The 25,878-nt window shown below is 61.6% G+C and carries 18 protein-coding genes; 6 read left to right on the top strand and 12 right to left on the bottom strand.

Going from position 1 to position 25,878, the window contains the following annotated elements:
* Positions 1-17: 17 nt before the first annotated feature.
* The 5 genes from D5261_RS11270 to D5261_RS11250 all read right to left on the bottom strand — a co-directional run bounded on the left by D5261_RS11270 (position 18) and on the right by D5261_RS11250 (position 8,365).
* The gene (locus D5261_RS11270) at positions 18-1,691 is read right to left on the bottom strand and encodes a foldase protein PrsA (protein ID WP_245992626.1); all 1,674 of its coding nucleotides are present in this window, start codon (positions 1,689-1,691) and stop codon (positions 18-20) included.
* Between the two features lie 396 nt (positions 1,692-2,087).
* Positions 2,088-3,437: a phosphoglucosamine mutase gene (gene glmM, locus D5261_RS11265; RefSeq protein ID WP_119323605.1), complete on the bottom strand. Its 1,350-nt coding sequence runs from the start codon at positions 3,435-3,437 to the stop codon at positions 2,088-2,090.
* 57 nt (positions 3,438-3,494) lie between these two features.
* The gene (locus D5261_RS11260; protein ID WP_119323604.1) at positions 3,495-4,469 is read right to left on the bottom strand and encodes a CdaR family protein; all 975 of its coding nucleotides are present in this window, start codon (positions 4,467-4,469) and stop codon (positions 3,495-3,497) included.
* 45 nt (positions 4,470-4,514) lie between these two features.
* Complete coding sequence (gene cdaA / locus D5261_RS11255; RefSeq protein ID WP_119323603.1) at positions 4,515-5,474, bottom strand: diadenylate cyclase CdaA; 960 nt, start codon at positions 5,472-5,474, stop codon at positions 4,515-4,517.
* 185 nt (positions 5,475-5,659) lie between these two features.
* Positions 5,660-8,365: a protease pro-enzyme activation domain-containing protein gene (locus D5261_RS11250; protein ID WP_119323602.1), complete on the bottom strand. Its 2,706-nt coding sequence runs from the start codon at positions 8,363-8,365 to the stop codon at positions 5,660-5,662.
* Positions 8,366-8,578: 213 nt separating this feature from the next.
* Here D5261_RS11250 and D5261_RS11245 point away from each other — a divergent pair, with 213 nt between their 5' ends.
* The 3 genes from D5261_RS11245 to D5261_RS11235 all read left to right on the top strand — a co-directional run bounded on the left by D5261_RS11245 (position 8,579) and on the right by D5261_RS11235 (position 11,758).
* Entirely contained in the window at positions 8,579-9,535 is a 957-nt protein-coding gene (locus D5261_RS11245; protein WP_165864486.1) for a D-2-hydroxyacid dehydrogenase, read from the top strand.
* A gap of 197 nt (positions 9,536-9,732) precedes the next feature.
* Complete coding sequence (sthA, locus tag D5261_RS11240; RefSeq protein WP_119323600.1) at positions 9,733-11,172, top strand: Si-specific NAD(P)(+) transhydrogenase; 1,440 nt, start codon at positions 9,733-9,735, stop codon at positions 11,170-11,172.
* A gap of 85 nt (positions 11,173-11,257) precedes the next feature.
* Positions 11,258-11,758, top strand: coding sequence for a hypothetical protein (locus tag D5261_RS11235; protein ID WP_125206211.1), 501 nt, complete (start codon positions 11,258-11,260; stop codon positions 11,756-11,758).
* A gap of 29 nt (positions 11,759-11,787) precedes the next feature.
* On the opposite strand, the gene D5261_RS11230 is transcribed toward D5261_RS11235, so the two are convergent.
* Positions 11,788-12,750 (bottom strand): ATP-binding protein, encoded by a 963-nt coding sequence (locus tag D5261_RS11230; RefSeq protein WP_119323598.1) that lies wholly within the window; start codon positions 12,748-12,750, stop codon positions 11,788-11,790.
* Positions 12,751-13,045: 295 nt separating this feature from the next.
* Between D5261_RS11230 and D5261_RS11225 the strand changes: the two genes are divergently transcribed.
* Positions 13,046-15,514 (top strand): hypothetical protein, encoded by a 2,469-nt coding sequence (locus tag D5261_RS11225; RefSeq protein ID WP_119323597.1) that lies wholly within the window; start codon positions 13,046-13,048, stop codon positions 15,512-15,514.
* Here the strand turns inward: D5261_RS11225 and D5261_RS11220 are convergent.
* The 6 genes from D5261_RS11220 to D5261_RS11195 form a co-directional block, all read right to left on the bottom strand.
* On the bottom strand, positions 15,498-17,336 hold the full coding sequence (locus D5261_RS11220; protein ID WP_119323596.1) for a CheR family methyltransferase: 1,839 nt from the start codon (positions 17,334-17,336) through the stop codon (positions 15,498-15,500). The genes D5261_RS11225 and D5261_RS11220 overlap by 17 nt on opposite strands.
* A gap of 60 nt (positions 17,337-17,396) precedes the next feature.
* Positions 17,397-18,461, bottom strand: a complete 1,065-nt coding sequence (locus D5261_RS11215) for a chemotaxis protein CheB (protein WP_218025710.1) — start codon at positions 18,459-18,461, stop codon at positions 17,397-17,399.
* A gap of 72 nt (positions 18,462-18,533) precedes the next feature.
* Positions 18,534-18,869, bottom strand: a complete 336-nt coding sequence (locus D5261_RS11210; protein WP_119323595.1) for a DUF6788 family protein — start codon at positions 18,867-18,869, stop codon at positions 18,534-18,536.
* 20 nt (positions 18,870-18,889) lie between these two features.
* Positions 18,890-20,284 carry a PP2C family protein-serine/threonine phosphatase gene (locus D5261_RS11205; RefSeq protein WP_119323594.1) on the bottom strand — a complete coding sequence of 465 codons (1,395 nt, stop codon included), beginning with the start codon at positions 20,282-20,284 and terminating at the stop codon, positions 18,890-18,892.
* A 176-nt stretch (positions 20,285-20,460) separates the two neighbouring features.
* Positions 20,461-22,698 carry a diguanylate cyclase gene (locus D5261_RS11200; RefSeq protein WP_125206210.1) on the bottom strand — a complete coding sequence of 746 codons (2,238 nt, stop codon included), beginning with the start codon at positions 22,696-22,698 and terminating at the stop codon, positions 20,461-20,463.
* A 150-nt stretch (positions 22,699-22,848) separates the two neighbouring features.
* Positions 22,849-24,147: an ankyrin repeat domain-containing protein gene (locus D5261_RS11195; protein ID WP_119323592.1), complete on the bottom strand. Its 1,299-nt coding sequence runs from the start codon at positions 24,145-24,147 to the stop codon at positions 22,849-22,851.
* A gap of 194 nt (positions 24,148-24,341) precedes the next feature.
* On the opposite strand from D5261_RS11195, the gene D5261_RS11190 reads away from it, so the two are divergent.
* Both D5261_RS11190 and D5261_RS11185 read left to right on the top strand, forming a co-directional pair.
* Positions 24,342-24,701, top strand: a complete 360-nt coding sequence (locus D5261_RS11190) for a hypothetical protein (protein WP_119323591.1) — start codon at positions 24,342-24,344, stop codon at positions 24,699-24,701.
* Positions 24,702-24,703: 2 nt separating this feature from the next.
* Entirely contained in the window at positions 24,704-25,843 is a 1,140-nt protein-coding gene (locus D5261_RS11185) for a glutathionylspermidine synthase family protein (RefSeq protein WP_119323590.1), read from the top strand.
* Positions 25,844-25,878: the final 35 nt, after the last annotated feature.

Genomic DNA, 25,878 nt, shown 5'->3' with positions numbered 1-25,878 from the left:
GACTCGCGCTGAAGTCATCATGGATGGAAGTAAATCGAGACTTGGGCCTTCTGCTCCAACGACCGCAGCACTTGCGCGATGGGCGCATCGATTTGAGAATCCCGATAGGCGTCGCGCGCTTCCCGGTAAAGCTCTTCTTCAGTGGCGGGATGGTCCTCATCGGTGCTGGCGACATACACCAGCTCATAACCGAAGAACGATTTGAAAGGAGCGCAGTAATCGCCTTTCTTCATTCCGAGAGCGACTTGCACGATCTCGCGATTGACTTTCGAGTCATCGTGCAGGATCCCCAGATCGCCCCCATTGCGCCGGCTGAAAATGTCGCTGGAATACTCTTTCGCCATGTCCTCGAACTTCGCTCCCCCTTGCAGGCGCTCCCGGATCATTTTGAGCTTCGTGAGCGCCTCTTCTTTTGTGGGAAGCGGAGGCGCGCCGGGCAGGGCGGGAATCGCGTTTCCCGCGAGCGGCCCCGCCTCTTTCGTGGCGATGGCGAGATGAAAAACGTGGCGCAAATGCGTCGCCGGCTTCACGGGAATATCGACCAGCCTCTCAGCCTTAATCTGATCGCCGATGTCGCTGTCGAATTGCTGCGGAGTCAGGTTCTCGTGCACAAGAAAGTCGTTCACGGCGGGGTACCCCGAGCGCGCCATGATCTCGCTCTCTTTTCGATCGATTTCCGCCTGCGTCACGGAGATTTGCTTTGTTCGGACTTCCTGATCGATCAGCTTGGACTCGATCATATGGCTCAGCATCGTCGGCCCCGCCGTCTTCAGCGCGCGTTCTTTGACGGCGTCCACCGTGATGGCCTGGCCGTTCACCACGGCGGCCGCTTCGGGAGCCGCGACCGGCGATAAACCCGCCGGCTGATAATAAATCGCAATTCTTGCATTTAGCCTTAACGTCTTCAGGATGGCGGCGGACGCAGCGCCTTGCTGCTCCTCCCGATCATCCCGCGCCGCCTGCGCATATGCGGCGTCCTCGCTTGCCGGATGGTCCTCGGCGGTGCTGGAGACATAGATCAGCTCGTAACCCGCGAGCGATTTGATATCCTGACGGGTATATTCGCCGCGATGGAGCGTTTTGGCGGGAGGAAAGAGATTCGCGTAGTATCGTCCTCCCTCGGTAAGAATTCCAAGATCGCCGCCATTCTGTTTGGTCGCCGCGTAATCGGCGCAGCGTCTCGCGACATCCTCAAATTTTGCGCCGGATTTGAGCTTCTCACGAGCGGCCTGAACCAATTTCCTCGCCTGCTCCGCCGTTCGAGCTTTCAGCTTCCCGGTCTTGGGATCCATGACGAGCATACCGAAAGTCACATGCCACACATGCCGCATATGCAATGCGGGCTTGATGGGCGCGGTGATGAATTTTTCCAGCGCGATCTGCCGGCGAACGCCGTCGCGAAATAACTCCACGCTCATGTCGTGCTGCTTCAGCGTATCCGCCAGCGATACGCCGCCAAGCGACTTTTCCAATTCGCGCGTCTTCGAGTTCACTTCATCGTCCGTCACGACGATATTCCTGGCGCGCGCCGCCTGATCGATCAGCGTCTCCTCAATCATCCCTTGCAGCGTACTCGCGGCGGCGGTGGGAGCTGTCCGCTCCCGAAGCTCGGCGACGGTGATCGTTTCCCCATTGACCACCGCCGCGACGCCTGCGGGGCCGAAGTCGAAAGCCGCCGAATCGCGGGTCATACTGGCTGGCCCGACGGCATAAACCGAAGGCGTCAATAAAAATATGGCAAAAAGCGCAAAAGAACACACGGACGATTTGCTCATCATCTCTTTCCGTATCCGAAGCGATCGAAAAACAACATTGTTATAAATCGCATTAATAGTAAATACAACTAATCAAAAGGCGATCATTGGGTTTGGTAAGTGCATCCCCATCGCAAAAAGTATAACAGACCGTGTGTCGCTTGTCAACGGTTTTTGAAATTAATTTTCACCACTTTTCTGATTATACAAAATTTCTCAATCGTAGTTTCTGAAATTTTCAGAAACTACGATTGAGAAATAATCATTTCACGAAAAAACGACCGCTCGGCGGAATGCCGAGCGGTCGTCTGTCTTCTGGCGCGCTGGGAAAGCTTACTCCGCGACGCCATATTTCTTCTTAACCAGGCTTGCGAGTTCGCCCGCGAGTTCTTCGATCTCGGATTGATCGGGGCCTTCGGCCATGATTCGAATGAGCTTCTCGGTGCCGGAGGCGCGGACGTTGAGGCGGCCGCGACCGGTGAGCTTTTCCTCGGTTTGCGCGATCGCGCGCTGGATCTCGTCGTCGCTCTGCCAGGCGGTGCGGTCGGTGACGCGGACACCGAGGAGGGTCTGGGGGTACTCGGACATCTGGTCGGCGAGCGCGGAGAGCGGCTGGCCGGTTTCGCACATGACTTTGAGGACTTGCAGGGCGGTAAGCAAGCCGTCGCCGGTGGTGGTCAGGTGGCCGAAGATCAGGTGGCCGGATTTCTCGCCGCCGAGGATGTAGCCTTCGCGCCGCATCTCCTCGCAGACGTATCGGTCGCCGACGGCGGTGCGCAGCAGGGTGACGCCGCCTTCGCGCAGCGCCACTTCCAGGCCCATGTTGCTCATGATCGTGCCGACCACCGTGTTGCGGGCCAACTGGCCGCGCTTCGCGAGGTGGCGGCCGACGATCATCATCACGCGGTCGCCGTCCACCAGGCGGCCCTGCTCGTCGGCGAGGATCACGCGGTCGGCGTCCCCGTCGAACGCAATGCCGATCTGCGCGCCATGCTCGATCACGTTCGCGCGCATCTCACCGGGATGCAGCGAGCCGCAGCCGGCGTTGATATTGATCCCGTTCGGAGCGCAGTGCAGCGCGATCACGCTGGCGCCCAGGTCCGTGGCGACGCGCGGGCCGATCTCGTGGTTCGCGCCGTTCGCGGCGTCAATCACGATCTTGATGCCGTCCAGCCGCAGGCCGTTCATGGTTTCTTCCATGTGCTCGGCGTAGATATCGCGCAAGTGTGGATCGCGGCATGCGACGCCGACCAGGGCGCCGCTCGGGCGCGGCAGCGTCAGCGCCTGCGGCACAAGCGCTTCGATCTCCGCCTCGATCGCGTCATCCAGCTTGTAGCCGTCGGCGCCGAAGAATTTGATGCCGTTGTCTTGATAGGGGTTGTGCGAGGCCGAGATTACAACGCCGGCGTCGAACCCCGCCGTGCGCGCGATATTGGCGACCGCCGGCGTAGGGACCACGCCCGGACTGACCACGGTGGCGCCCATGGAGCAGAGCCCAGCGGTGATTCCGGCTTCCAGCAATGTGCCGGAGATGCGGGTATCGCGGCCGATCACGAATTTCGGGGTATGACTGCGGCCGAGAACGCGGGCGGCGGCCGCCCCCAGCGCAAAGGCGAGAGACGGAGTGAGCTCCGTGTTGGCGACGCCGCGCACACCATCCGTACCAAACAACTTTTCTGACATAGCGGGAACGATTACTCCTGAAAATAAAACGATTAAAACGAGTGTCCGGCGGCTGACCTACGGCTGTGTGAGAGGCGCGGCCGCGGGAGGCGAAAATGCGGGAACGATATGGACCGTCACCGTGACCTGAGCGGCGGAGACGGGCGAGAGCGTGCGCAGGGACGCAAGCGGCACGGTCTGGACGACATCCTGCGAAGCCCCATTGATATTGATCGGCGCGGTGGCGATCACGCCCACGCGCGCCAGCGTGTCGACACGGCCCGTAAACGTCACCCGCGTAGGGTTGACCTGGACATCGGCGATTTTAAATCCGGGCGCCGGCGCGCCGGAAACATCCGGGCTCACGAGCAGATCCTTGTTCGCGGTCGCCTCGACAATTCCCAAACGGACATGCGCCGTCGGCGGCGCCAGTGTCACGTTGTCCACGACGCGCCCCTGATCGTCGAGCGCGCGGACCTGGTAGTCGTCCTCTACCATGCCGCTGGCGCCGGTGACTTCGGGGCGAACGACCAGACGGGAAACACGGTTGACGGCGTCCTCGCCGCCAATCACCGTCGCCTCGATCGGGGCCACATCGGGCTTGCGGAAGACATACCCTTCCGGCGGAGCGCCGCTCGGATCCACCCGGATCCCCATTCGCCGCTTGCGCTTGGGCTGCAGCGTCAGCATGATCATATGGGGCTCGGTGTCGCTGATCGTCACCGCGCTGGACACGCCGGGCGTGAGCTTCGCTTCGACCGGCACGGAGGATTGCTTGCCGGTGTGCACGTTGCTGAGGTCCGCGACGGCGATCACGCTGCTGTCCGGCACGCGGCTCAGATCCTCCAGCGATCCCTCCAGCGTCACGGTCACCGTCGTCGCGGATTGGTCGGTGACCAGCATTCCATCCGGCAAATTCCGAGTGACGACCGTTGGGGTGACAGTGCGCGTCTTCACGGGATTCTGCTGCGCGTCCACATACCAGCGTAGCGCGCAGGCGCACAAAAGCGCCAGCACTTTATAAGACAGATTATCGCGCAAACGGGCGAGCATGATCGTTCCTAGACTCTGAGAAAGACAACGCGCGACGACCAGCGCCTACGCGGGCGGGGACGTTCCCGGCCCATCGCTTCCGGCGGGAGGCGCCGGCGCCGATTGTTTCTGCGCGCCGCGCGAGGCGGTCAAAAACGGCGCAAGATTCGTAAACGGGCTGACAGTCGCCTTCACCGCAGCCTGCGCCTTGGCGCGGCGGCGGCGCGAGACGGGACGCTCGCGGCCCATCACGCCCTGCATCAATCGGTCGCGCAGCGCTTCATCGCGCAGGCCCCGAACCATTTTGCCTTCAAACGCCACGGAGATGATGCCGCTCTCCTCGGAGACGACCAGCACCAGCGCGTCGCTCTGCTCCGACATTCCCAGCGCGGCCTTGTGCCGGGTGTGGACCATCGCGCCGATATCGCGGTTGTCCGACAGCGGGAGCGTGCAGCCGGCCGCGACGATGCGATCCCGGCGCACGATCGCGGCGCCGTCATGAAGAGGGCATCCCGGATAGAAGATCGTTTCCAGCAGTTCGGCGCTGATCGCGGCGTTGAGCATGGTGCCGGTGCCGATGATCTCGGTCAAGCCCGTCTCCCGCTCCAGCACGACCAGGGCGCCGATTTTCTTGTCGGAGAGGAAGCTGGCGGCGCGGACAAGCTCCGCCACCATCACAAAAACGTCTTCTTTTTCCAGGCCGACGAAGTTTTTGCCCCAAAAGCCGACACGCCCGACTTCCTCCAAGGCGTGACGCAGCTCCGGGTAAAAGAGGATGACGATCGCGACGGGTCCGAGCAGGAACATCTGCTTGAGCAGCCAGTTCAGCGCCGTCAGATGCGCCCAATCAGAGAACCAGAGGATCAGAACGAAGATCAGAAGACCGGAGATGATCTGCCATGCGCGCGTACCTTTGGCGAGCATGATCAGGTGGTAGATCAAATAAGCGACCACCAAGATATCGACGCCCGCATGGACGAATCCCAGCAGATCCGCCGTCGTCCATTTGTGCTGCCAGCCGTGCATTGCTCAACCCCAAACCGCGCGCCTTCGCCCCACAGTATATCATAACGGCGCCCCCGATTGCAACCTTGCCCCTCGTGGCGGCCATTCACAACGAAGAAGAGCCGTGGGTGCTCCCCACGGCTCTTCTTCGTTGTCTTACGCGCTTTTCCGCCGTCCCGGCGAGGTTCGCCGGGACGATCCATCCGCTAGTGAACCGAGGTCTTCGGCTGCGTCGGCGGCGGGCTCGGCGGCAGTCCTCCGGGAGGTGTGATCACCAGAACCGTCGGGCTGGCGGAGTAGATCCAGTAGCCTTGCCAGGTCGCCAGAGAATCCGAGGCCGTCAGCTGCGTGTAGCCGTTCGTGTCCTGATGGTAAACCCAGGGCAGTTTGACGATGGCGCTCGCCGCGAGCGTGCTGCTCAGGACGTTGCCCTTCGTGTCGTCGACTTCGATCGAACCAAGCGCGGTATCTTCCAGGAACGGGTTGCCGATCTGGTTCCAGCCCTGCTGAAGCACCGTTCGGAAGACTTGCGTCGTCACGACCGGAGTTCCCTGGAAGTGCGTGTAGTTTGTGCTGTCCAGCTTGACCCAGTAGCCTTGCCCCGGATGGAGCGTGTCGGCGGGGTAAGTCGGATAGGCGACGTATTGCAGTTCCGAAGGCTGGTACGAATACAGACGCTGCTCGCGGGTCAGCGGTGTGGCCAGGCCCATCAGCGTCGGGTAATCGGCGGCGTTCGTGTAATCATACGGCGACGAGATCATTTGCAGGCCGCTCGGATAAACGTGCCCAGTCGTCAGAATGAAATCGTGGATCGTCGTCGCGCCCGGCAGGATGACGATACCGGTATCGGTCACGCCCGCATATCCGGAAGCGCTGACCGTGACCGTGTAACCGACGGCGCTGGACAAGGTCTTGGTGTACTTGCCGTTCGCATCGGTCTTCAGATCCGCCTGCAGGTCGCCGGTGTCCGAGCGCACGATGTGCACCGTTGCGCCCGCGATCGGGGTCAGATTCGAGTTTGTCACCGTTCCCGAAAGCGTGCCCAGAGTCGCCGTATTGACTGGGGCCAGCAGGTTCAGGAGCGGAGCCCCGTTGAACGATCCCCAGCCAGTTGCGTCATCGTACCCAACCTTCGCTTTATAAACGAGGTTGTCGCCGGTCGTGACATCGTGGAAGGCCGCCGCGTAATTCGTAGCGTCTCGCGCTACGGCATAGATCGGCGGGTTAGCCTCGCCAATAAAGCTCAAGCCGTTGCCGGAGCGCTGCTGGTTCACGAGCGAGAAGAAAGCTCCCCAGAGCGGCGCCGCGGCGCTGGTGCCGCCCACGGTAAACCAGCCGGTGCTGGTGCTGCTGGCGAAGGCGCCGACATAGATATCATAACCTGTCGCGCCGTCCGCGTCCAGAGCGACATCCGGGACATCGCGATTGACGGCGTCCTCCCCGACGGCAGTGGGAGACTTTTGGAAATCCGGCTTGGGCCACTTGACGCTCTTGCCGCCGCCGCTGCCTCCGTCGTTGTCCGCAGCTCCCGCAAGCGTGCCCTTCCAAACAGTTTCGGAAGTGTAAGCGCCGCCAGGCGAAACCGTGGTCAGCGTCGTGCCGCCAACGCCCGTCACGTGCGGCTGAGATGCGGGATCGTCCACACAGACCGTAGCGGCGACTCCAAGCTGAGCGGCAATCGGGGCGTCATCATAAGCGCCGCTGTCGCCGGAAGCGTCAAAGATCGACTGGCGCTGCGCCGACATCTGGGTGAAGATCTGATCTTCCGAAAGACGCGTCGCATCGTCAATAATTGTTTCCGGCAGTCCCCAGCTTGTGCTCACAACTTTCGCCACATTGTCGTCGGCAATGCGCTTATAGAGAGCGAGCGAGTCGGTGCCGTTATTCTTCGCTTCATAAACATACAGGTTCTGAAGCTTCGGAGCAAGCGCCAGAACCATGTCGATGTCCAGAACGACTTCGACGTATCCAGTGCCGCCGTCCGCGCCAGGAACGCCGCTGAAGCCGTTGACCAGCACATTTGTCAGATTGGATGCTCCCAATCCAAAACGCGTCGTGTAGGTGGTAATGTCCTTGGGATCGTAGCCGTCGAGCTCATAAAGCGCGACGGTTTGGCCCTCGCCTTTGTATGTCAGGCTCGTCAGATTATAAGCCGTCACGATATCGCTCGGAGCCAACCCGCCGGCGGGTCCCGTGCCGGCGACATTGCCGCTTAAGAACGACTGGATGTCCGAGACGTATTTCGGAACGATATGCTTGTGATAGCTGGTCGCGGGAATACTGTTCAGACCGGTGACGCCGATAATGCGGCTGGAGATGCTTTGAGGAACGGTCGGCGCGACGTCATTCGCATGCACGACATACCCGCTGGGCAGCAGATACCGGCTCAGCTTGACGCCGAAGGCCGATTCCACGTTGCGGCTTTCACCGCTCAGAACGACGAGCGACCGTGTCGGGGAGGCTTCCACCACGGACAGGCCCGACGCCTTCGCATACTGAAGAACGGTGTCGAAGTCTTCCTGAGCGGGAGCGTACAAGTCGGCGAATTGCTTCGTCGTCAGCCCGTGACCGTAAAGCGCGTCCTTCGGATCCGCGATGCGGCGCACATATTCGTCCAGCGCGGCGCGGTTGCGCAGCGGCAGGGAAATGGCGATGCTGACCGGTGTCTGCCCATCCTGACGACCGAGAAAACGAGACTGCCGCAGCAGAGAAGCCACGCCGGGGGCGATGCTGTTATGCTGAATCTGCACGCGAGGCTGCGCGGCGAACTTTGCCTTGATCGCCTCTAGGGAAACGGCGGTCTGCGCCCCGGCCGCATGCGCGCCCGCGACAGCAAGAATGGCGGTCAGGGCCGCGCCATAGGCGGCCCCGGACCGTCGGACGCGAGAGCGCCTCTGATAGCGAGAGTACATGTTGAAAACGACTCCTTAGTCAAGCAGGAAAATGGGCGGGAAGCGGAGCGGCGGGTCGCCGGGCGGTGACGAACCCTACTCTTTTTTATATTATATGAAACACAGGGGGATCTGTCAAGGGAATTTACCGGGAAATGGTTTCAACAAGCAAAGATTAGGGATAATGATTGCGGCCGGTCACGGCAGGACGTCATGAGGAGCAACTCGACAGCAATGAGCGAAATAAGTACACTTTTGATCGGAAGCAAGGATACAAATCTGATTTCGCGGGCGCAGAGTCTATCCCCTGCTCTCAAAATCGTCTCGGCGCGGCAGATCGAGGAAGCCCCGAATCTGCTGCCCGCCATCGACGCCGCCTATGGATGGCTGAGCCGGGACCAGATCGCGCAGGCGAAAAATCTACGCTGGCTGCAGCTCGCGTCGGCCGGCGTCAACGGCTTGATCACTCCCGAAATCCGGGCGCGGGACCTCATCCTCACCAACGCCAAAGGCATCCACGCCGAACCGATCACGGAGCATATGTTCGGCATGCTCCTGACGATCACACGGCGGCTGGGCGCGGCGTGGGATCGCCAGAAGACCGGGGTATGGAGCGGCGACGGGCTTGGCGATCGAGTCACTCTGCTGGCGGGCAAAACGCTGGGCGTGCTGGGCGTCGGCGCGATCGGCGGGCAGAGCGCCAAAGTCGGGAAGGCGTTCGGCATGCGCGTCGCCGGCCTGCGGCGCAGCGGCGAGCCCCACGAGTATGTCGATCACATGTACACGATAGATCAGAAGCACGAATTTCTCGCCGCGTGCGACGTCATCATGAACACCCTGCCCCAGACGGAAAAAACACGCGGCTTTCTCGGCCCCGAAGAGTTCGAGACAATGAAACACGGCGCCATTCTCATCAATACCGGCCGGGGAGCGACCATCGAGACCGACGCGATGCTCGCCGCCCTGAACAGCGGAAAACTGGGCGCGGCGCTGCTGGATGTCACCGATCCCGAACCCCTGCCCGAGGGACATCCGCTCTGGACCACTCCCAACGTCTTCATCACGCCCCACTACAGCGGCGCGCATCCCGAATACGACGAGCGCGCGGACAGGATCTTTCTGGAAAACCTGCGGCGGTATCTCGCGGGAGAGGCGCTGATAAATGTCGTGGACAAAGAAGAAGGATATTGATTTCCCCCAGCGGAAAGGTAAACTGATTGTAGCCGATGACGGCTGAGGCCCACTGTGGCCGCCGGATGTTTGACTGCCCCGGCGCACTTATGGATTCCGACCTCTCTTTTTGGCCGTGACGCGCCGAAAATAAAAACAGCCAAAGATACGGGGCGCCCATCCGCGCGCCTCAGGCGTCAGCACAAGGAATTTTGTCTATGAAGCATGTCAACATGGTGGTGATCGGCAGCGGCCCGGCCGGCCAGAAGGCGGCGATCCAGGCTGCGAAGCTCGGCAAGAGCGTTATCCTCATCGAGAAAAACAACATCATCGGCGGCGCCTGCATCCATACGGGCACGATTCCCAGCAAGGCGCTGCGCGAGTCTGTTTTGCAGCTCACCGGAATCCATCAAAGCACTCTCAACAATCACAATCCAGTCAATAAGAGCGACATTACACTGGACGACTTGATCTTCCGATGTCATCAAGTGATTCGGACCGAGATCGATGTCATTCGCGAGCACATGCAGCGCAACGGCGTCGAGATGATCTGGGGCGAGGCGCATTTCAAGGATCAGCACACAATCGATGTCGTCCGGCCCAGCGCCTGCGAGACGATCGAGGCGGACCATATTGTCATCGCCAGCGGCACCACGCCGGCGCGCCCCAGCACGATCACCTTCGATAACGAGCGCGTTCTGGACAGCGACAGCTTCCTGCGCCTGCCCGCGCTTCCCAAGAGCATCATCATCGTCGGCGGCGGCGTCATCGGCACCGAGTACGCGTGTATGATGGCCGCGCTCGGCATTCGCGTCGTCCTGGTGGAAGCGCGCCCGATGCTGCTGGAGTTCGCTGATTCCGAGATCATCGAAGCCCTTCAGTACCGCATGCGCGCCATGGGCGTCACCCTTCGCCTCAACGAGCGTGTGGACGACATTCGCGTCCTTCCCGACGGTCTCGTTCAGGCGACGATGCAGAGCGGCAAGCATATCCGCGCCGACTCGCTCCTGTACTGTATCGGCCGGCAGGGCGCAACCGCCAAGATGGACCTGGACAAAGTCGGCCTCACCCCCGACTCGCGCGGACGCCTCAAAGTCAACGAGCACTATCAGACGGAGATCCCGCACATCTACGCCGTCGGCGACGTGATCGGCTTCCCGGCCCTGGCCAGCACCAGCATGGAGCAAGGCCGTCTCGCCAGCTGCCACGCTTACGGCGAGCCGACGTGCTCCATCCCCGAGCTGTTCCCGGTGGGTATTTACTCCATTCCGGAGATCTCGATGGTCGGTAAGACCGAAGCGGCCCTGACCGACGAAGGCATCCCCTACGAAGCCGGCGTCGCGCAGTACCGCGAGATCGCCCGCGGCCAGCTGCTCGGCGACGAAGGCGGCATGCTCAAGCTGCTGATCCACGAGCAGACCCGGCAAATCCTTGGCGTCCACGCCATCGGCACCGGCGCGACCGAGCTGATCCACATCGGCCAGGCCGTCATGGCGCTCAAGGGCACCGTGGACTACTTCATCAACAACGTATTCAACTACCCGACTCTGGCCGAGTGCTACAAGGTGGCCGCGCTGAACGGAAGCAACAAGCTCCGGTTACTGCAGTCTTCACCAACGTCGCTGGAGACGCCGAAGTTGAAGATCGTCGGCGCGTAAGCGCGCCAAGAAAAAAGAGCCGGGAGCGCATTGCGTCTCCCGGCTCTTTTTGTTTTTTGTGGTTCGAGGCGATAAACTCATTACCATGCCAACAAATCCGGGCGAGCGTTCCTATACCATTCAGAACAATACACACTACTTTTACACAGGCAGATTGTCGAGTGGTCATCAAGTTTTGATGGGCATCCAAATGCCCGAACTGATAATGGTGGAATTTGATGCGGTAGGGAATTACCTTAATCTCATAGTCAAAGCGCCAATCCATGATCCGCAAGTCCTTTCTCTTGGATCAGCCGCGCTCATATACGACATATTGCCGCCAGAATTAATCCAGTGGCAGAGGGAGATTGGCTTTGCTCCGGCGACAATCTCAGTAAAGAAATTCTTTCTGGAAGATCAGTGGATCGGCATTCAAGACTTACCAGACCACTTCCAGGAAGTTTTGGATAATCCGGACGATTACGATGAGGAAGAACGTAAAGACGCCGATGAAGAGATTCTCAGGTGGAAAGAAGAAGGAACTTTTGTCCTCAAGTGGTGCGAAGAGTATTGGCTCAGCCGAGATGGCGATGTGGAATCCTCGTAGCTCACTGGACTGTAAGCTGGCATGGACACCTACCCCGCCGCCGGCCGCGCGATCTCGATGAGGATTTCGGTGCCTTTGGGGGAGGTGGCGAGCATCAAGGTGTCGCACATGGCGAGCATCAGGGTGAAGCCCATCCCGAGGGTGCCCTGGGTGGAGAAGCCGGCTTCGAGGGTGGCGCGGGCGAGGTTGGTGGGCGAAATGCCTTCGCCGCGGTCGGCGATCAAGGCGGAGATTTTGTTTTCGGAGATCCAAATGGAAAGCGCGCCGCCGCCGGCGTGCTTGAGGGCGTTGGTGGCGGCTTCCGTGACGCACATCATCAAGTCATCGATGCGTTCGCAGGTCGCATTGCGCGCTTCCAGGGCGACGCGAACGCGGCTTCGCACGAGCGCGACGTCTTCCAAAGTCCGCAGCGGATACTGAACGGCGGCCGGGCCGGCGACGGTGGCGCGCAGCTCATCGGAGTCGCTCAGGCGAAGACGCCCGGAGGTCACGGCCAGCAGCACTTCCTGGCTGAAGGACAAACGGCGCTGTTCGCTGATCTCCAGCTCGCGGCGGGACTCTCGCCAGTGGCCCGCCACCGACGCCAGCACCGGGCCGGCGGCGATCAGCAGGGCGAACGACAGAGCGTTATTGGAATCGGGGATTTGCAGGGCGCCGGACGCATGCGGCATAAGCGCGGCCAGAGAAACGGCGGCTGACGCAAGCCAGGCGCCCATGGCCGCGAAACGGCCGTGGCGCACGCCCGTCTCCAGCACCGGAGCCAGCATCAGGAGCACCTGCGGATCGCTCCCCGGCAGTGCATGGTGCAATACGCGCACCAGGGCGGCGGAGACGCAAAAAACGCCGGCGCTCCAGGCCCAGCCCAGAGGTTTCTCGGCCGCGAAGAGCCGAACTTTCGTCGTCATTCGACCGGCCTCCGCTTCAATGCGGTCGGTCAGCTGCGCCAAATGATCCTGTTTGCCGGAGAACTCCAGATTTAAATTGACGCTCATTGCAAATCGTGCTTCTTCCCAAAAATTGCGGGCCTCGCTCTCGCGGGCTCACCTCCATTATCGGCAAGCATACTGGATTTCTGGAATCCGAAAGCAGTCGGACGCCAAAATAAACATGAAAGAATTCACGCACAAAACCATGGACTCACAATTGACCAACATCGGTTATGTGAGAACAATCACAAACCTAGAAAAACTAAGTTGCCGTACAATTGGCTCGTTTGCGCCACACGATTGTGTTCGTGATACGGCGCTCGCCGATCTTGATCCCTTCGTGACGCTGGAGAGAACGCCGATGGATCCCTTGTCCGGCGACCCGAAATCCAAATTGCTGCGCGCGGCGTGGGAGGCCCTGTCCGCGGTCCGGGCTCCAAACTCCGAGATCTTGTCTTCCCTCCGAACTGTTTTGTCCAATTCCGTACCCGCGACGTTTGAACCGGCTCCTCGTCCCTACGCGTTCGCCGAATTGTCCGCTCGAGAACCGATCAAGCCGACCGCCGCCCATCCGCGCGCGTATCGCGGAACGACGGAGAAGCCGCCGAAGGACAAATCTCCTCAAGTAACAGACTTGCGACCGTTCCTTTGCGACCAATTTGCCGCCCAGGATCTGATCGCCTCTCTTTCGGCGCCTGATAATTTCTATACGGGCCGCGACGGCTCCGCGTTTCATGATACTTTGATACCGGATCTGTCGCCGGTCTTCATTGCGAATCTGTATCCGGCGCTGCGGAAAAAAACAGCCGCGACCGTCGCCGAGGCGCACGCCTTGTTCCATCGCTTTGGACTGGAGCGCGATGAGTCGCTGCTCGCCTGCGTCACGCAGTTGTATGCTTTATCCGATTATACGCCTCATTGGCTCGAAATTACCATGAATTTTTCGCCACGTCAGCAAGCAGGCTTCATGGGTATGCTGCTGCTTACAAAAGCCTATCAAATCGATCCCGATCTCACTCCAGAACTGGGAGAGATCGCGACGGAAATCGCGAACAGTCCCGAGTCGGCTTACCGAACCTACTGCCTGCTGCGGGGTCTCGCGCACGGCGTGGACAGTCGGTATCTGCGGGAAGGATTTCGATTGAATGACCGCTGCCAAATGAGCAGAAGCTTTCATGAGATCGACCAAAGCGGTGAGTTCCCGACCGAAACGCTGGAACCCATTCTTGAAAGAATAGAGTGCGAGGGAGATTCTGACGCCCGGTGGAAGAGTATGAATTTCTGGACGGCGTGCGGCAAACTGGACGGCTTGACCGCGCTGATCGAAAGCCGTGATTGGTCTCAATGGCGCAGCGACATCGCCCTGTCGCTGCTCTATTTTTACTCATGCCCCGCCCGCCTTGAGTCTCCTTCCGAGGCGAAGACAAAATGGCGATCGGCGCACGCGCACGCGGACAAAACCGAAGAGATTTTGAAGCGCATTCCGTCCGAATACCAGTCGAAGTTTCTGGAAAGCCTTCGAGAGTTTGTTTGGCGCACGGAATGCAAGGATTGGGGAGCGCGCTCCATTCCGGACGCATGCGCGCTGCTGGAGCGCATTTGCCGTCCGACGTTTCATCCGTCGCTGGAAACCTCATACCTCTGGATGGATTTCATTGCTTATTTCGACATAAGCCAGCGCGAATCGCTGATTGGAGCGCCGGATTCTTCCTTCCATCAGATGGAGAAAAGCTGCCGAACCAGCAATGCGGCGAACCATGTGTCTGGAGGAAACTGGGCGCTCGCAAAGATCATGCCGGCGTTCACCTTGGCTTGCTTCCTCGCGGCTCCCGCCCGTCTGTTCCGAACGGGCAAAACGCTCGGCTGCCTGTCCAGCGAGGAGCGCCTGGAAATGGCGAAAGCGTTCGCGCGTGAACCATGGATGAGCCATGACATCGGAGAACTCAGTGACGCCGAAGCCTACGGATGGATTGCCGCCATGGATCGTCCAGCGCTCGCCAAAGCCATCCCGAAAGAGCTGCGGTCGCATTACGACGGCGAGCGCGTATTGAACGCCCCTCGCCTGGCGCACTATCACGCGCAGATGCGCCGTCAATGGCTGCGCGCCTGCCTGGAAATGATGGAGGACCGAATTTACGATCGTTTGTCGCGCGGCCTGCCCATCGATGAGTTAGAGCTCGACGACGATATCCGGCACACGCTGCAAATGCAGATGGTTGCGGACGAGAACCGCAAGCCTCTCAGAAAATTGCTGACCGCACATTGGGCGGGCCGCTCGGATTATCTGATGAAGCACCCGCTGACCATCCAATGGCTCAAGAAACATCCCGAGCTAGACCTGGATCTGTGGTTTTCCGGCATTCCCTGTCAGCAAACGATCGCGCCGTGGGGCGAAGTCACCATCACGCTGGAGCGGGACCCAATCGAAGCATTGAAGCTGGGGACCTATGTGGGAAGCTGTCTGGGACTTGGGGGAATCTGCGCTTACTCAGCCGCCGCGACCGTGCTCGATATTAACAAGCAGGTGCTTTACGCACGCGACACGAAAGAGACAGTTGTCGGGCGGCAAGTCGTGGGATATGACGAAGACGGCAAGCTGGTCGGCTTCCCCGTCTATCCCCACAGCGCGCCCGCCACGATTCGGTCGCTCTTCGCCGAGTACGACCGCGACTTTGCGGCCGCGCTCGGCGCGCGTTTGGTGAGGGCGAACGGCGATTCGCAGTACGACATCGCTTTCATCGTCGCCAATACCTGGTGGAACGACGACCTGGATCTCCACGCGACCGACAAACCGAAGGGGTCTGAACGCGGCGTCATTCCATCACCATGATGACGCCGAAGAGGTCCTCGCCGTTGATCAGCGTGGTGCAGGTGACTTTGCAGATGATCGCCTTGCCGCGCCGGTTGGTGGCTTCGATGGTGTCTTCAAAGGAGGAGAGGCTGCCGGAGAGGCAGGCGCGGATGGATGGTTTGAGCCGGTCGACGGGAAGCCCGATGTCGAGACTGAAGAAGTGCTTGTTCTGGACTTCCTCAGAGCGCAGGCCCCATAGCTCCTCCGCTTTGGAGTTCCAGATCTGGACTTCCAGGTTATTGTCCAGGACCACCACGCCGCCGCGCATGCTGGAGAGGATCGCGCCCAGGAACGTATTGGCGCGCTTGAAGTCGCCGCTGCTATGGCGCATCTCCTCATTCATGGTCTGAAGCTCTTCGTTCGTCGATTGGAGTTCCTCGTTCATCGTCTCCAGTTCCTCGTTCGTGGACTGAAGCTCCTCATTCGTCGTCTCCAGCTCCTCCACCGTGGACTGAAGCTCCTCGTTTGTCGTCTCCAATTCTTCGTTGGTGGATTGAAGCTCCTCGTAGGCCGTCTCCAGCTCACGGTTGGCTTCCAAAAGCTCACCCTGAAGCTGCTTGAATCGGGTGACATCGGTGAAGGTGACGGCGGCGCCCAGGATCGAGCCGGCGTTGTCTTGCAGCGGCACGACCTGGACGTCCAAAAAACCGGTCTCGCCGGGCGCCGGCGGCCAGGGGACATCTTTCACCACCACCACGCGGCGCTCGTTGTACGCCTGCTCGATGCATGAGCGCAGCTCGACGGGACGATAGGAGATCTCCAGGTCCTGCAAAGGCCGGTTCATATCGCGATGGCTGAGGCGAAATAGATTTCGGGCGCGGTCGTTGGCGAGCGCCAGCATGCCGGTCAGCCCGATCACGATCTGCGCGATCGGCCCGGTTTCGAAGACGATTTCCCGCATCTGAACGTGATCGGTCAGGTGATCCACATCCTCTTCGCTGCCCGTCTGCGTCATCAGCAGCAAACGGTCGCGCAAAGTTCCCTTCATCACTTTGTTGAAGACGCGCAGCTTCAGATCCACCGGCGTAAAGAGATTAGAGTGCGTGAACAGCATCTCCGCCTTGCCCAGAAAGAGATATCCGGTGTCGCTGAGCGCAAAGTGGAGCCGCGCCAGGATCTTGGACTGGATTTCGGCGTTGAAATACATCATCGCGTTGCGGCAGACCAGCAGATCGATCCGGGAGATCGGCGCATCCTGGATCAGATCGTGCCGGCCGAAGATGACGGCGCGGCGCAAGTCCTTGTGAAAGACGTATCGCGACGCGGAGCGCTCAAAATATCGCTCCAGATACTCCGCAGGAACGCCGATCACCTCGCGCGCGGTGTAGCTGGCCTGGCGCGCCTCGGTCAGCGCCTCCTCGTCGATGTCCGTCGCGTAGATCTTGACGCGGTCACGGAACCGCTCGAAGCCGAGCGCTTCGGCCAGCAGCATCGCCAGCGTGTAGGCCTCTTCGCCGGAAGCGCAGCCGGCGCTCCAGATACGGATCGGATCGTCTAGCCCCTTTGTCACGATGATCCGCTGAATTACCTCATCCCGGATGAAGTCCCAGGCGGCGGGGTCGCGAAAAAACGCCGTCACGTTGATCAGAATCGTATTGAAGAGTTGGGAGAACTCTTCGGGATGCACCTCAAGATAATCGACATAGTGGGAATACCCCTCCACCCCAATGTCCGACATCCGCTTTTCCACGCGGCGCATCACGCTGTTTCGCTTGTATCCGGTGAAATCAAATCCACGGTTGCGCTTGAGATATTGCAGCAGAGTCTCGAAATCAGGCTGATGAATCTCCAATTCGGTCATATCAGACTGCGCCTCGCCACGACGACCGCGTTTTGATCAAAGGTCAAAGGACTGCTCCGTTTACTTCTCGGCATAAGGAATATCGTCGTTGGGCGCGCCCGGTTCCGCGATCAGTTTCCGCTCGATCGCCTGGCGGATCACCAGAGCGCGCGCGTCCGCCGCGATCGCCCGCTCGCGGAAATACTTTCGCCCATGCGCGTGCCCGCGCTCCGCCGCGCGCAGCTCCATGCGCCATGCGAGCGAAGACGTCTCCTCCAGCGAACGCAGGGCCGCCCAAAGCGCGTCCTCCAGGGAATGCTCCTGGGCGCTGAGGAGATTTTCCACGGTGTACGCGTGCCCGACGCGGCACCGGTACCGGAGCACGTCACCCTCTTGAATCTCCCATAAGACGCCATGGCAATCGGGACAGGCGTAAACCGACGGGCGTCCGACCTCGTAGTCCCGGGCGGCGGCGTGCGCGTCGGAATCGGCCTCGCTGTCAAACGCTATCCGGTCGTCCTCGCGCGTCCGGTCGAGCTCCGTGTCCGGCGAGACATCCGACGGAACCGGCGCCGGAGCGTTCGCGAGGGATTGCAGCAGCGGACCGATCTGGGAAAGCGGCTGCACATAGTCCACATCGACGCTGTCGATGGCGCTTGCCGGCATGCTGGGGAATTGCGCGTCGGTGGGCGACTGGACAACCGCCAGGCCGCCATGGCGCTTGATCATCAGCAGCCCCGCCGAACCGTCATCGAGATTGCCGGTCAGGATGACGCCGATGACGCGCGCTCCGTAGTTGCGGGCCGCCGTCCGGAACAGCGGATCGATCGCCGGCCGATGGCTGTTTTCCTTTGGACCGCTGCTGACATGGATCGTTCCGGACCGAAGCAAAAGATGATGGTCCGGCGGCGCCACATAGATATGCCCGGCCTGGATCGGGTCGCCATCCAGGGGGTGGGACACCGGCATCCGCGCGGTCCTGCCCAGCAGCTTTGGCAAGACCCCCGAGCTATTGGCGGGGATGTGGAGCACGATAAAAACGGCGGCGGACATATCCTCGGGCAGATCGGAGACAAGACGTGTGAGAGCCTCGACACCGCCGGCTGACGTTCCGATCACGATAATTCGATTGATAGTTTCCGCCAAAAGGCGTCTCTCCTTACGCGGAACGCCCGGCGCCGCGAGTCCGCCGCGCCCCCTGGAGATCGCGGCGGCGCATCAGTCCGCCTTTGCGGCGATCGAAACCTTGCCCCGGCGCCATTCGCCTCGGATGCTTTTTTCGATCTGGACGCGCTTCTGGCGGGACTGTTTCAAATGGTCCATGAGCGCTTTGTAAGCATCGCAGCCGGCCTGCATCTCCGCGAGTCGATCACGACGCACGTAATCCTTGCGGACCACATCGCCTTCTCGCCACACACGGTAGTAGTAAGGGCCGTGCAAACTTCCTTCGCGGCAGCGGCAGGTCGTTTTTCCGCATCGCGTGTACTGCATGCAGATTTCGCCTTGAAGGAGCGTGACCGTTGTATCTTCCACAGGAAAACTGGACACCGTCATGAGGGCCCTCTTTTCGGGAGTTATACCCGTCGTGCGATCAGTATACAAGCGTCGTGGTGGAGTTGGCCGCCGGCGTATTCGCGGAGACCGCGCTGGATCGCGCTTCCTATTATATCCAGGCCGTCCCCATCCGAAACGGCCTGCTGAGCCAGGCGCGCGAGACCTTCCATTTCGAGCGGATTCCCGGTCCGGCGCGCCTGGGTGAATCCGCTCGTCGCCAGCACCGCCATGTCCCCGTGCGCCAGCGTATCCGTCACGGGCTCATACCGAGCCCCGGGCGAGACGCCGAGAATCGCGCCCTGGCAGGGAATGGCGTCCGCCGCCCCCGAAGGGCGCAGCAGAAACGTCTCGGTTCCGGCGCTGAACACTTGAATCCGATGACTGGACTTTTCGGCGACGACCAACGACAGCGAGACGGCGGTATTCGCGCTCCAGTCGCCCCGGCTCCGGGCGGTCTCAATGGAGTCGCTGAGCTGACTGAGCGCGAGGCCCCCATCCATTCCCTGATTGAGAAACGCACGCAGAAGGAACCGAACGTGCGACGCGTAAACGGCGGCGGCCAGGCCATTTCCGACCCCGTCGTCCACAACAACTTCGCCGGCGAGCAGCGCCACACGGCCGTCCAGCGGAAAGGCGTCCGAGAACACGCCGCCGGCTTGCGCCTCCTCCGGCGCGGCCTCCGCTCCAGAGTAAAGCTGCAAGGCCGGATCGTCTATCGGAAGATGGGACGCCCGGACGAGCTGGAGCGTTTCGGCGAAACGCCGAGGATGTTCGTAAGCGGCGCTGAGCTGCGTCGTTTGCCGCGCGGCGCGCTGCTCCGTCTCGGCGGCGCCCGCCGCGAGCTTCGCCGCAATGCGCTTGCGTTCGGTGATATCCTGAAGCACCCAGAGAAAGGTGGGAGCGCCAAAGGCGTCCTGCGGCCCTGGCGACGCCGCGATGCTCACATCGAACGCCGCCCCGCCGCGCGGCGTCACCTGAACGTCGAAATCGACGCGCTGCTCCCCGCTCTCCAGCGCATTCAAGCGCTGATAAAGGACACCCTTGTCTCCCAGATTGAGATAGGTCGCCAGAGGCTTGCGCTGCAAGTTTCGCGGCGCGATATTGAGCATGATGGAGACCGCATGATTTGCCTCCAGGATCAGCCCCGAGGCGTCGGTCACCAGATAACCGTTCGGGGCGAAATCGAACAAATGACGATATCGCTGGCGCTCGGCTTCGATCACGCCGCGCGCGTCGGCCAGTTCTTCATTCTGCCGACGCAGCTCCTCCTCGACAACGCTTAGCTCCTCCAGGGTGGCCTCCACCTCATGAAAGGCCTCGATCAGAACGGCGCGCTCCGGCGAAAGCGGCTGGCCTTGCGCTTGCCGCAACTCAACGAGGCGTTTTCGCGATGCTGCAATTTCTTGGTTAGTCACAAGGTTTAGGCTTTCGTAAGAGACAAATCCAGGGATACAAAATTCTGTTCGTTTTTCTTGACGGATATTCCTCTCCTGAGATTTGGGGCCTCAAATTTGCGAAAGGCTCAGAAACACAAAATGCGCCTCGGCCCTGAAGATCAGGGCCGAGGCGCATTACAAGCGAAGAGAAGTTTTTATGCGGCGCGGCGTCCGGCGGAGAGGCCGTGGGCCTGCTTGTGCTCGTCTTTCGCGCGAAACATTCGTTTGTCCGCCGAGGACAGCAGCGCCGCGAAATCGGATCCATCGGCGGGAAAGCAGCTGACGCCGATGCTCACGCTCAAATGCAAGTCGTCCCGAAGCGCGGGCGTCAGCCCGGGATCGTAGCTCTCCACCAGGCCGCGCAGACGGACCGCGACCTCCTCGGCCTTGCCCCGGTCGGCGCCGTGGAGCGCGACGACGAATTCATCGCCGCCGTAGCGGGCGATCACGTCCGGCTCGCGCACGGCTTCGCGGAAGACGCCCGCCAGGTCGCGCAGAACCCGGTCCCCTTTGGGATGGCCGTAGTTGTCGTTGATCGGTTTGAAGTTGTTCAGATCGAGATACAGCAGGGCGAACTCACGCCGCCGTGTTTTTGAAAATGGCTTCGTAGCGGCCTCCGGGAAGGACGGAGAGGCGCCGGGGAGGCCGAACGGCGTCTCCTGGCCTTCGGAATCCTCGGAAGAGCCCATCGTCTGTCCATGGCGGATCAGGCGCCGCGTCAGCGGCCCGCCGGCCGGCCGCGACGGCGGGCGTTCGGCGGTTTTCGGAACGGACAGGACGGGCGCGGCGCAGGGAGCGGGAGCGGCGCCGAACGGATTGTAGGGCTCCACGACATAGGCGCGCTCCGGCGCCGCCTCGATCGCAGCGCCGCCCGCGATCTCCAGGTCGTCCGCCGCGCCGCCGTCGACGATCTCGCCCGCGAGGCTCTGGCAATGCTCGCAGAGATCCGCCACATAGTTCGTGAAGTAGCGCATGTTGTACAGCCCGGTCAGGGTGTCGGTGAGCGCGTGGCTGCGCGCGCGTTCGAAGAGCAGGCCGTTATAGACCGCCGGCCCGATCCGGTCGGCGATCATGGTGAGCAATTTCCGGTCGCCGCTGGAGAAGGCGTCCGCCTCGGGATGGTAAAGATTGAGAGCGCCAAGAAGCTCGCCCTCCACCACCACCGGCACGACCAGCGCGCTCTTCAGGGAGACCCATTCCCGCATGTCCGGACACGCGCCGGCTTCGGGATGGATCAGATCACCCGAGCGATAGACGCCCAGGTATCCCTTTTTCGTCCGGGCGACCCGGTCGGTCACGCCGCCCTCGCCGCTGGCCTGCATCCCCTCAAAATACGCGTGGTTGACGCCGCAGGCGACACGCACCAGAAGCGGTCCGTCCAGCGCGTCCTTCTGCAAAAACAAAGCGGCGCAGCCGGGAAAGACCGATTCGACCTTCTGCACGATATGCGCCAGGGTGGCGTCGATCCCCATGTTGCTGGCGAGCACCTGGGCGACTTCATGCAGCGCCCAGGTCTCCACGGACATCCGGTGGATCTGGCGCGCCGCCTGCCCAAAGTCGGTCCGGGCCTCGCCATGCGCCGCCGGGGCGTTTCCGGCCGCTTCCAGGGCCGGCTCCAGCTCGCGCACCACCTGAAGAAACGCGTTCACGACCTCGTGGTCAAACTGCCGCCCAGAGTTGCTGCAAAGATACTGGCGAGCGCGCTCTTCCGACCATGCGTCGCGGTAGGAGCGGCGCGACGTCAGCGCGTCGTAGACATCGGCCACGGCCAGAATACGCGCCGACAGCGGGATTTCGTCCCCGGCGAGGCCATCGGGATATCCCGTGCCGTCGATGCGCTCGTGATGGTGCTTGACCGCCGGCGCGACCGGCCAGGGGAACGGGATCGGCTCCAGGAGGTTAGCGCCGATGACGGAGTGCTTTTTGACGATCTCATACTCGGCCGGCGTCAGCCGCCCGGTCTTCAGCAGCACGTATTCCGGGACGCCCAGCTTGCCGACATCGTGCAGCAGCGCGGAGACCGCGATAGCCTCCTGCTCCTCGGCGGACAGCCCCAGCCGCGCGGCGATCGCCACCGCGAAGCGCTGCACGCGCAGCACATGCTCGTAGGCTTCCTGATCGCGCGCGGACACGGCGAGCGCCAGATTTTGCACCGTCGCCTGATACGCCGTCTCCTGCTGCGTCCGCGCGCCGTGCGCCAGCGCCACGTCCCGCTCCAGAACCCGGTTGCGAGCGAGGCTTCGTCCAAACTGAGCGCCGAGATAAGCGATCGGGACGAGCGAGAGTCCCGCGCTCAGCAGCGGGGACGGATGCCCGATCAGCGATGGAATGAGGCTGCATCCCGCGGCGAGCCCCAGCGCGGCCGCCATCTGCCATTTCGGTGAAGCAGTCAATAAAGATTTTCCTGGCCTCTCACGGAACATTCTCAAAGAATGTGCGGCGCATAACGCCGCTACTCCATAGTTTCGGGAGCGGCGAGGCGCTTTTCCAGGGAAAGGGGAAAATTATGGGGAATTTACGGGGTTTTGGGCGGATTTGCCGATTTACCCCCGCGCCGCCCGCCCATGCGCGGGCAGCAGCTTGACGATATCCGGGTAGCCCATCTTGTCCGCCCACATCGCGGCGCTGGAGCCGGAGGCGTCCTTCACGCTCGCGTCGGCGCCGTTGGACAGCAGAACGGGGATGACGCCGGGGCAGCCGGATTTGGCGGCGGTGATCAAGGGGGTCTCGCCGGCGCTGTTAGCGGCGTTCACATCCAGGCCCTTGTCGATCAGAAATGTCACCATTTCCGGGCGGTCGTACTTGGAGGCGTGGATCAGGGCGGTGTTGCCGCCGGAATCCTTTTCCTTAGAATCGGCGCCTTTGTCCAGCAGCGCCGTGGCGGCGGGAACGCTGCCGCCGCGCACGGCCATCAGGAACGCAGTGTAGCCGTCCTTGTTTTTGGGCTTGACGTCCGCCCCGCCGTCGATCAGCAGCGAGACCAGGTTGGGCTTGCCGGCGCGGGCCGCGAGCATCAGCGCCGTGTAGCCGTCCTTATCGGCGGCGTTGACGGCGACGCCCTTGGCGAGCAGCAGGCGCGCAGTGGCGGCGTCGCCCGCCTGGGCGCTCGCCATCAGCGCCGTGTTGTTCAGGATATCCACGGCTTTGGGATCGGCGCCTTTGTCCAGGAGCAGCTTGGCGATCGGGGCGTTGCCGGTCCCGGCGGCGACTATTAGGGCCGTAAAGCCTTCTTTCGTCTTGAGGTTCACATCCGCCTGCTTGTCCAGCAGGGGCGAGATATTCTCCTCCTTGCCGGCGCCGGCGGCGAGAATCAGGGCGGTATAGCCGCCGGACTCCTGGGTATTGACCGCCGCGCCCTTGGCGAGCAGCGGGGCCAGCATCGCGGGGCTCTGGTACTTCGCCGCCGCCATCAGCGGCGTATGACCATCGTTATCCACGCCGTTGACGCCGGCGCCGTGCGCGAGCAGCGCGTTGACGATCTCGACGCTCCCGGTCAGGACGGCCTGGATCAGCGCGGTCTCACCCGTGTTGTCCTTGCCGTTGGCGTCCGCGCCCTGCTTCAGCAAGGTCTCGACCGCCGTGATGTCTTTCGCGTGGATCGCCTGAAACAGCTCCTGCCCACGATACTGCTTGATCGCGCCCGGACTCGGCTGCGCGGGCCGGCGTACGCCGTTGCGATACCCTCGCGGATTGCGCGGCAGCCGGATCAGCGGATACTGATAAATGCTCATTGGGCCGCGCGGGCCATAGCCCAGAGACGCCGCCGCCCCCTCAGAAGGGACCGTCCCGGCGACGGTCGCGAAAACGACAATCGAAGCGATTATCGGCAGATGCTTTCCCATGACTTTGCCTCCTGCGCCGTCTCGGCCGCGAGACCACCCCGATGGAATCCCGCACTCTTAGATGGATAGACGCATTGGTAGACTTTATGTTTACCCAGATCGCGATATTTTTGTCGGATTCATGAAGATGTCTCGCCCTGCAACTTTTTCGGCGCTCCTCTGTCACACTCACCATAAGGAGAGCGTGATAGACAATGACAGAGTTTGATCGGACAGAGCGGCCGGATCGGGTCCGCATCGGCGCGCTGCTTTCGGCGATCGCGGCGGCGGTCGTGCTGACGGGCTGCGGCCAGGATACGCAGCGCAACTGCGTCGATCAAGACGGGCGCGTGCTGCCGGATTCCGCTTGCCAGAGCACGTATGTCGGCGGCGGGACGGGATACTATCGGTACCCGCACTGGGTTTACGGCGGCAGCCGGTCGGGAGGATACATGCGCGGCTACTCGGCGTCGGCGCCGTCCAGCGGGCGGATCGTGTCGCCTTCGGGATCGGTGGTGCGCGGCGGCTTCGGCTTTTTCGGCGGCGGCGGTCACGGCTTTGGAGGCGGAGAATAACCATGCAGCGAATTGTCCTCTCGCCCCGCGCCGATTGGCGCTCCAAAGTCGAGGCGCTGGGATTGGTGTATCACACCACCGACGGCAAGCCGTACTGGAACGAATCGGCCTACTATCGCTTCACCTCACGTCAGATCGACGAGATCGAAGCCGCGACGAATGCGCTGCACGCGATGTGCCTGGAGGCCGCGCAGCACGTGATCGACCACGATCGATTCGCGGAGCTGGGCGTTCCCGCCGCCGCGATCGACGCGATCAAGGCGTCGTGGGAGGCCGAGCCGCCGTCGCTGTACGGGCGCTTCGATCTGGCCTACGACGGCGTGTCCCCGCCGAAGATGCTGGAGTACAACGCCGACACGCCCACGTCGCTGGTGGAGGCCGCCGTCGTCCAGTGGCGCTGGCTGGAAGAGCGCTTCCCCAGCGCCGATCAGTTCAACTCCATCTGGGAGGGGCTGGTCGAAAAGTGGACGGAATTGAAGACCGGCGGATATCTGCTGGGGTCGCCCGTGCATTTCACGCATGTCAAAAGCACGGAAGACTTGATGACCGTCACGCTGCTGCGCGATACGGCGCAGGAGGCGGGGCTGATCACGCAGGGGATCCATATCCACGAGATCGGCTGGGATAAAAACGCGCGGCGCTTTGTCGATATGCGGAACCAGCCGATCCGGACGATCTTCAAGCTCTACCCGTGGGAGTGGCTGATCGCCGAGACATTCGGACAGTACGCGCTGGCGACGTACTCCCAGGTCCAATGGATCGAGCCGATATGGAAGCTCCTGCTTTCGAGCAAGGGCATCCTGCCGATCCTCTGGGAGCTTTATCCGAACCATCCCAATCTCCTGGAGGCGCATCTGGGCCGCTCCCGCGAGATGCGCTACTATGTGAAAAAGCCGCTGTTCTCCCGCGAGGGCGCGAATGTGACGATTAAGGACGATACGGGGCTGACGCGCTCGGAGGGGAATTACGGCGAGGAGGGCTATGTTTTCCAGGCGCTCGCCGCCATTCCGAACTTCGACGGCAACCGTCCGGTGCTCGGAAGCTGGGTGATCGACGGCGCGGCGCGCGGTATGGGCGTCCGCGAATCCGACGGGCCGATCACGGATAATCTTTCCCGATTCGTTCCGCACCTGTTCGAATAGCTGTCCAGGTATAATTGCATTGGGGACCAACCAGC

Source organism: Capsulimonas corticalis (genome assembly GCF_003574315.2).
In the GTDB taxonomy this organism is placed as follows: domain Bacteria; phylum Armatimonadota; class Armatimonadia; order Armatimonadales; family Capsulimonadaceae; genus Capsulimonas; species Capsulimonas corticalis.
This window is presented reverse-complemented; position numbering and strand designations above follow the sequence as displayed.

What these genes read in the sequence shown, in the direction of transcription:
- D5261_RS11270 (WP_245992626.1), bottom strand. Translation starts at nt 1,691, where the DNA reads ATGACCCGCGATTCGGCGGCTTTCGACTTCGGCCCCGCAGGCGTCGCG.
- D5261_RS11210 (WP_119323595.1), bottom strand. Translation starts at nt 18,869, where the DNA reads ATGACGGTGTCCAGTTTTCCTGTGGAAGATACAACGGTCACGCTCCTT.
- D5261_RS11195 (WP_119323592.1), bottom strand. Translation starts at nt 24,147, where the DNA reads ATGGGAAAGCATCTGCCGATAATCGCTTCGATTGTCGTTTTCGCGACC.
- D5261_RS11185 (WP_119323590.1), top strand. Translation starts at nt 24,704, where the DNA reads ATGCAGCGAATTGTCCTCTCGCCCCGCGCCGATTGGCGCTCCAAAGTC.
- D5261_RS11235 (WP_125206211.1), top strand. Translation starts at nt 11,258, where the DNA reads ATGCCAACAAATCCGGGCGAGCGTTCCTATACCATTCAGAACAATACA.
- D5261_RS11220 (WP_119323596.1), bottom strand. Translation starts at nt 17,336, where the DNA reads ATGACCGAATTGGAGATTCATCAGCCTGATTTCGAGACTCTGCTGCAA.
- D5261_RS11225 (WP_119323597.1), top strand. Translation starts at nt 13,046, where the DNA reads ATGGATCCCTTGTCCGGCGACCCGAAATCCAAATTGCTGCGCGCGGCG.
- D5261_RS11245 (WP_165864486.1), top strand. Translation starts at nt 8,579, where the DNA reads ATGAGCGAAATAAGTACACTTTTGATCGGAAGCAAGGATACAAATCTG.
- sthA (WP_119323600.1), top strand. Translation starts at nt 9,733, where the DNA reads ATGAAGCATGTCAACATGGTGGTGATCGGCAGCGGCCCGGCCGGCCAG.
- D5261_RS11260 (WP_119323604.1), bottom strand. Translation starts at nt 4,469, where the DNA reads ATGCTCGCCCGTTTGCGCGATAATCTGTCTTATAAAGTGCTGGCGCTT.
- glmM (WP_119323605.1), bottom strand. Translation starts at nt 3,437, where the DNA reads ATGTCAGAAAAGTTGTTTGGTACGGATGGTGTGCGCGGCGTCGCCAAC.
- D5261_RS11250 (WP_119323602.1), bottom strand. Translation starts at nt 8,365, where the DNA reads ATGTACTCTCGCTATCAGAGGCGCTCTCGCGTCCGACGGTCCGGGGCC.
- cdaA (WP_119323603.1), bottom strand. Translation starts at nt 5,474, where the DNA reads ATGCACGGCTGGCAGCACAAATGGACGACGGCGGATCTGCTGGGATTC.
- D5261_RS11230 (WP_119323598.1), bottom strand. Translation starts at nt 12,750, where the DNA reads ATGAGCGTCAATTTAAATCTGGAGTTCTCCGGCAAACAGGATCATTTG.
- D5261_RS11190 (WP_119323591.1), top strand. Translation starts at nt 24,342, where the DNA reads ATGACAGAGTTTGATCGGACAGAGCGGCCGGATCGGGTCCGCATCGGC.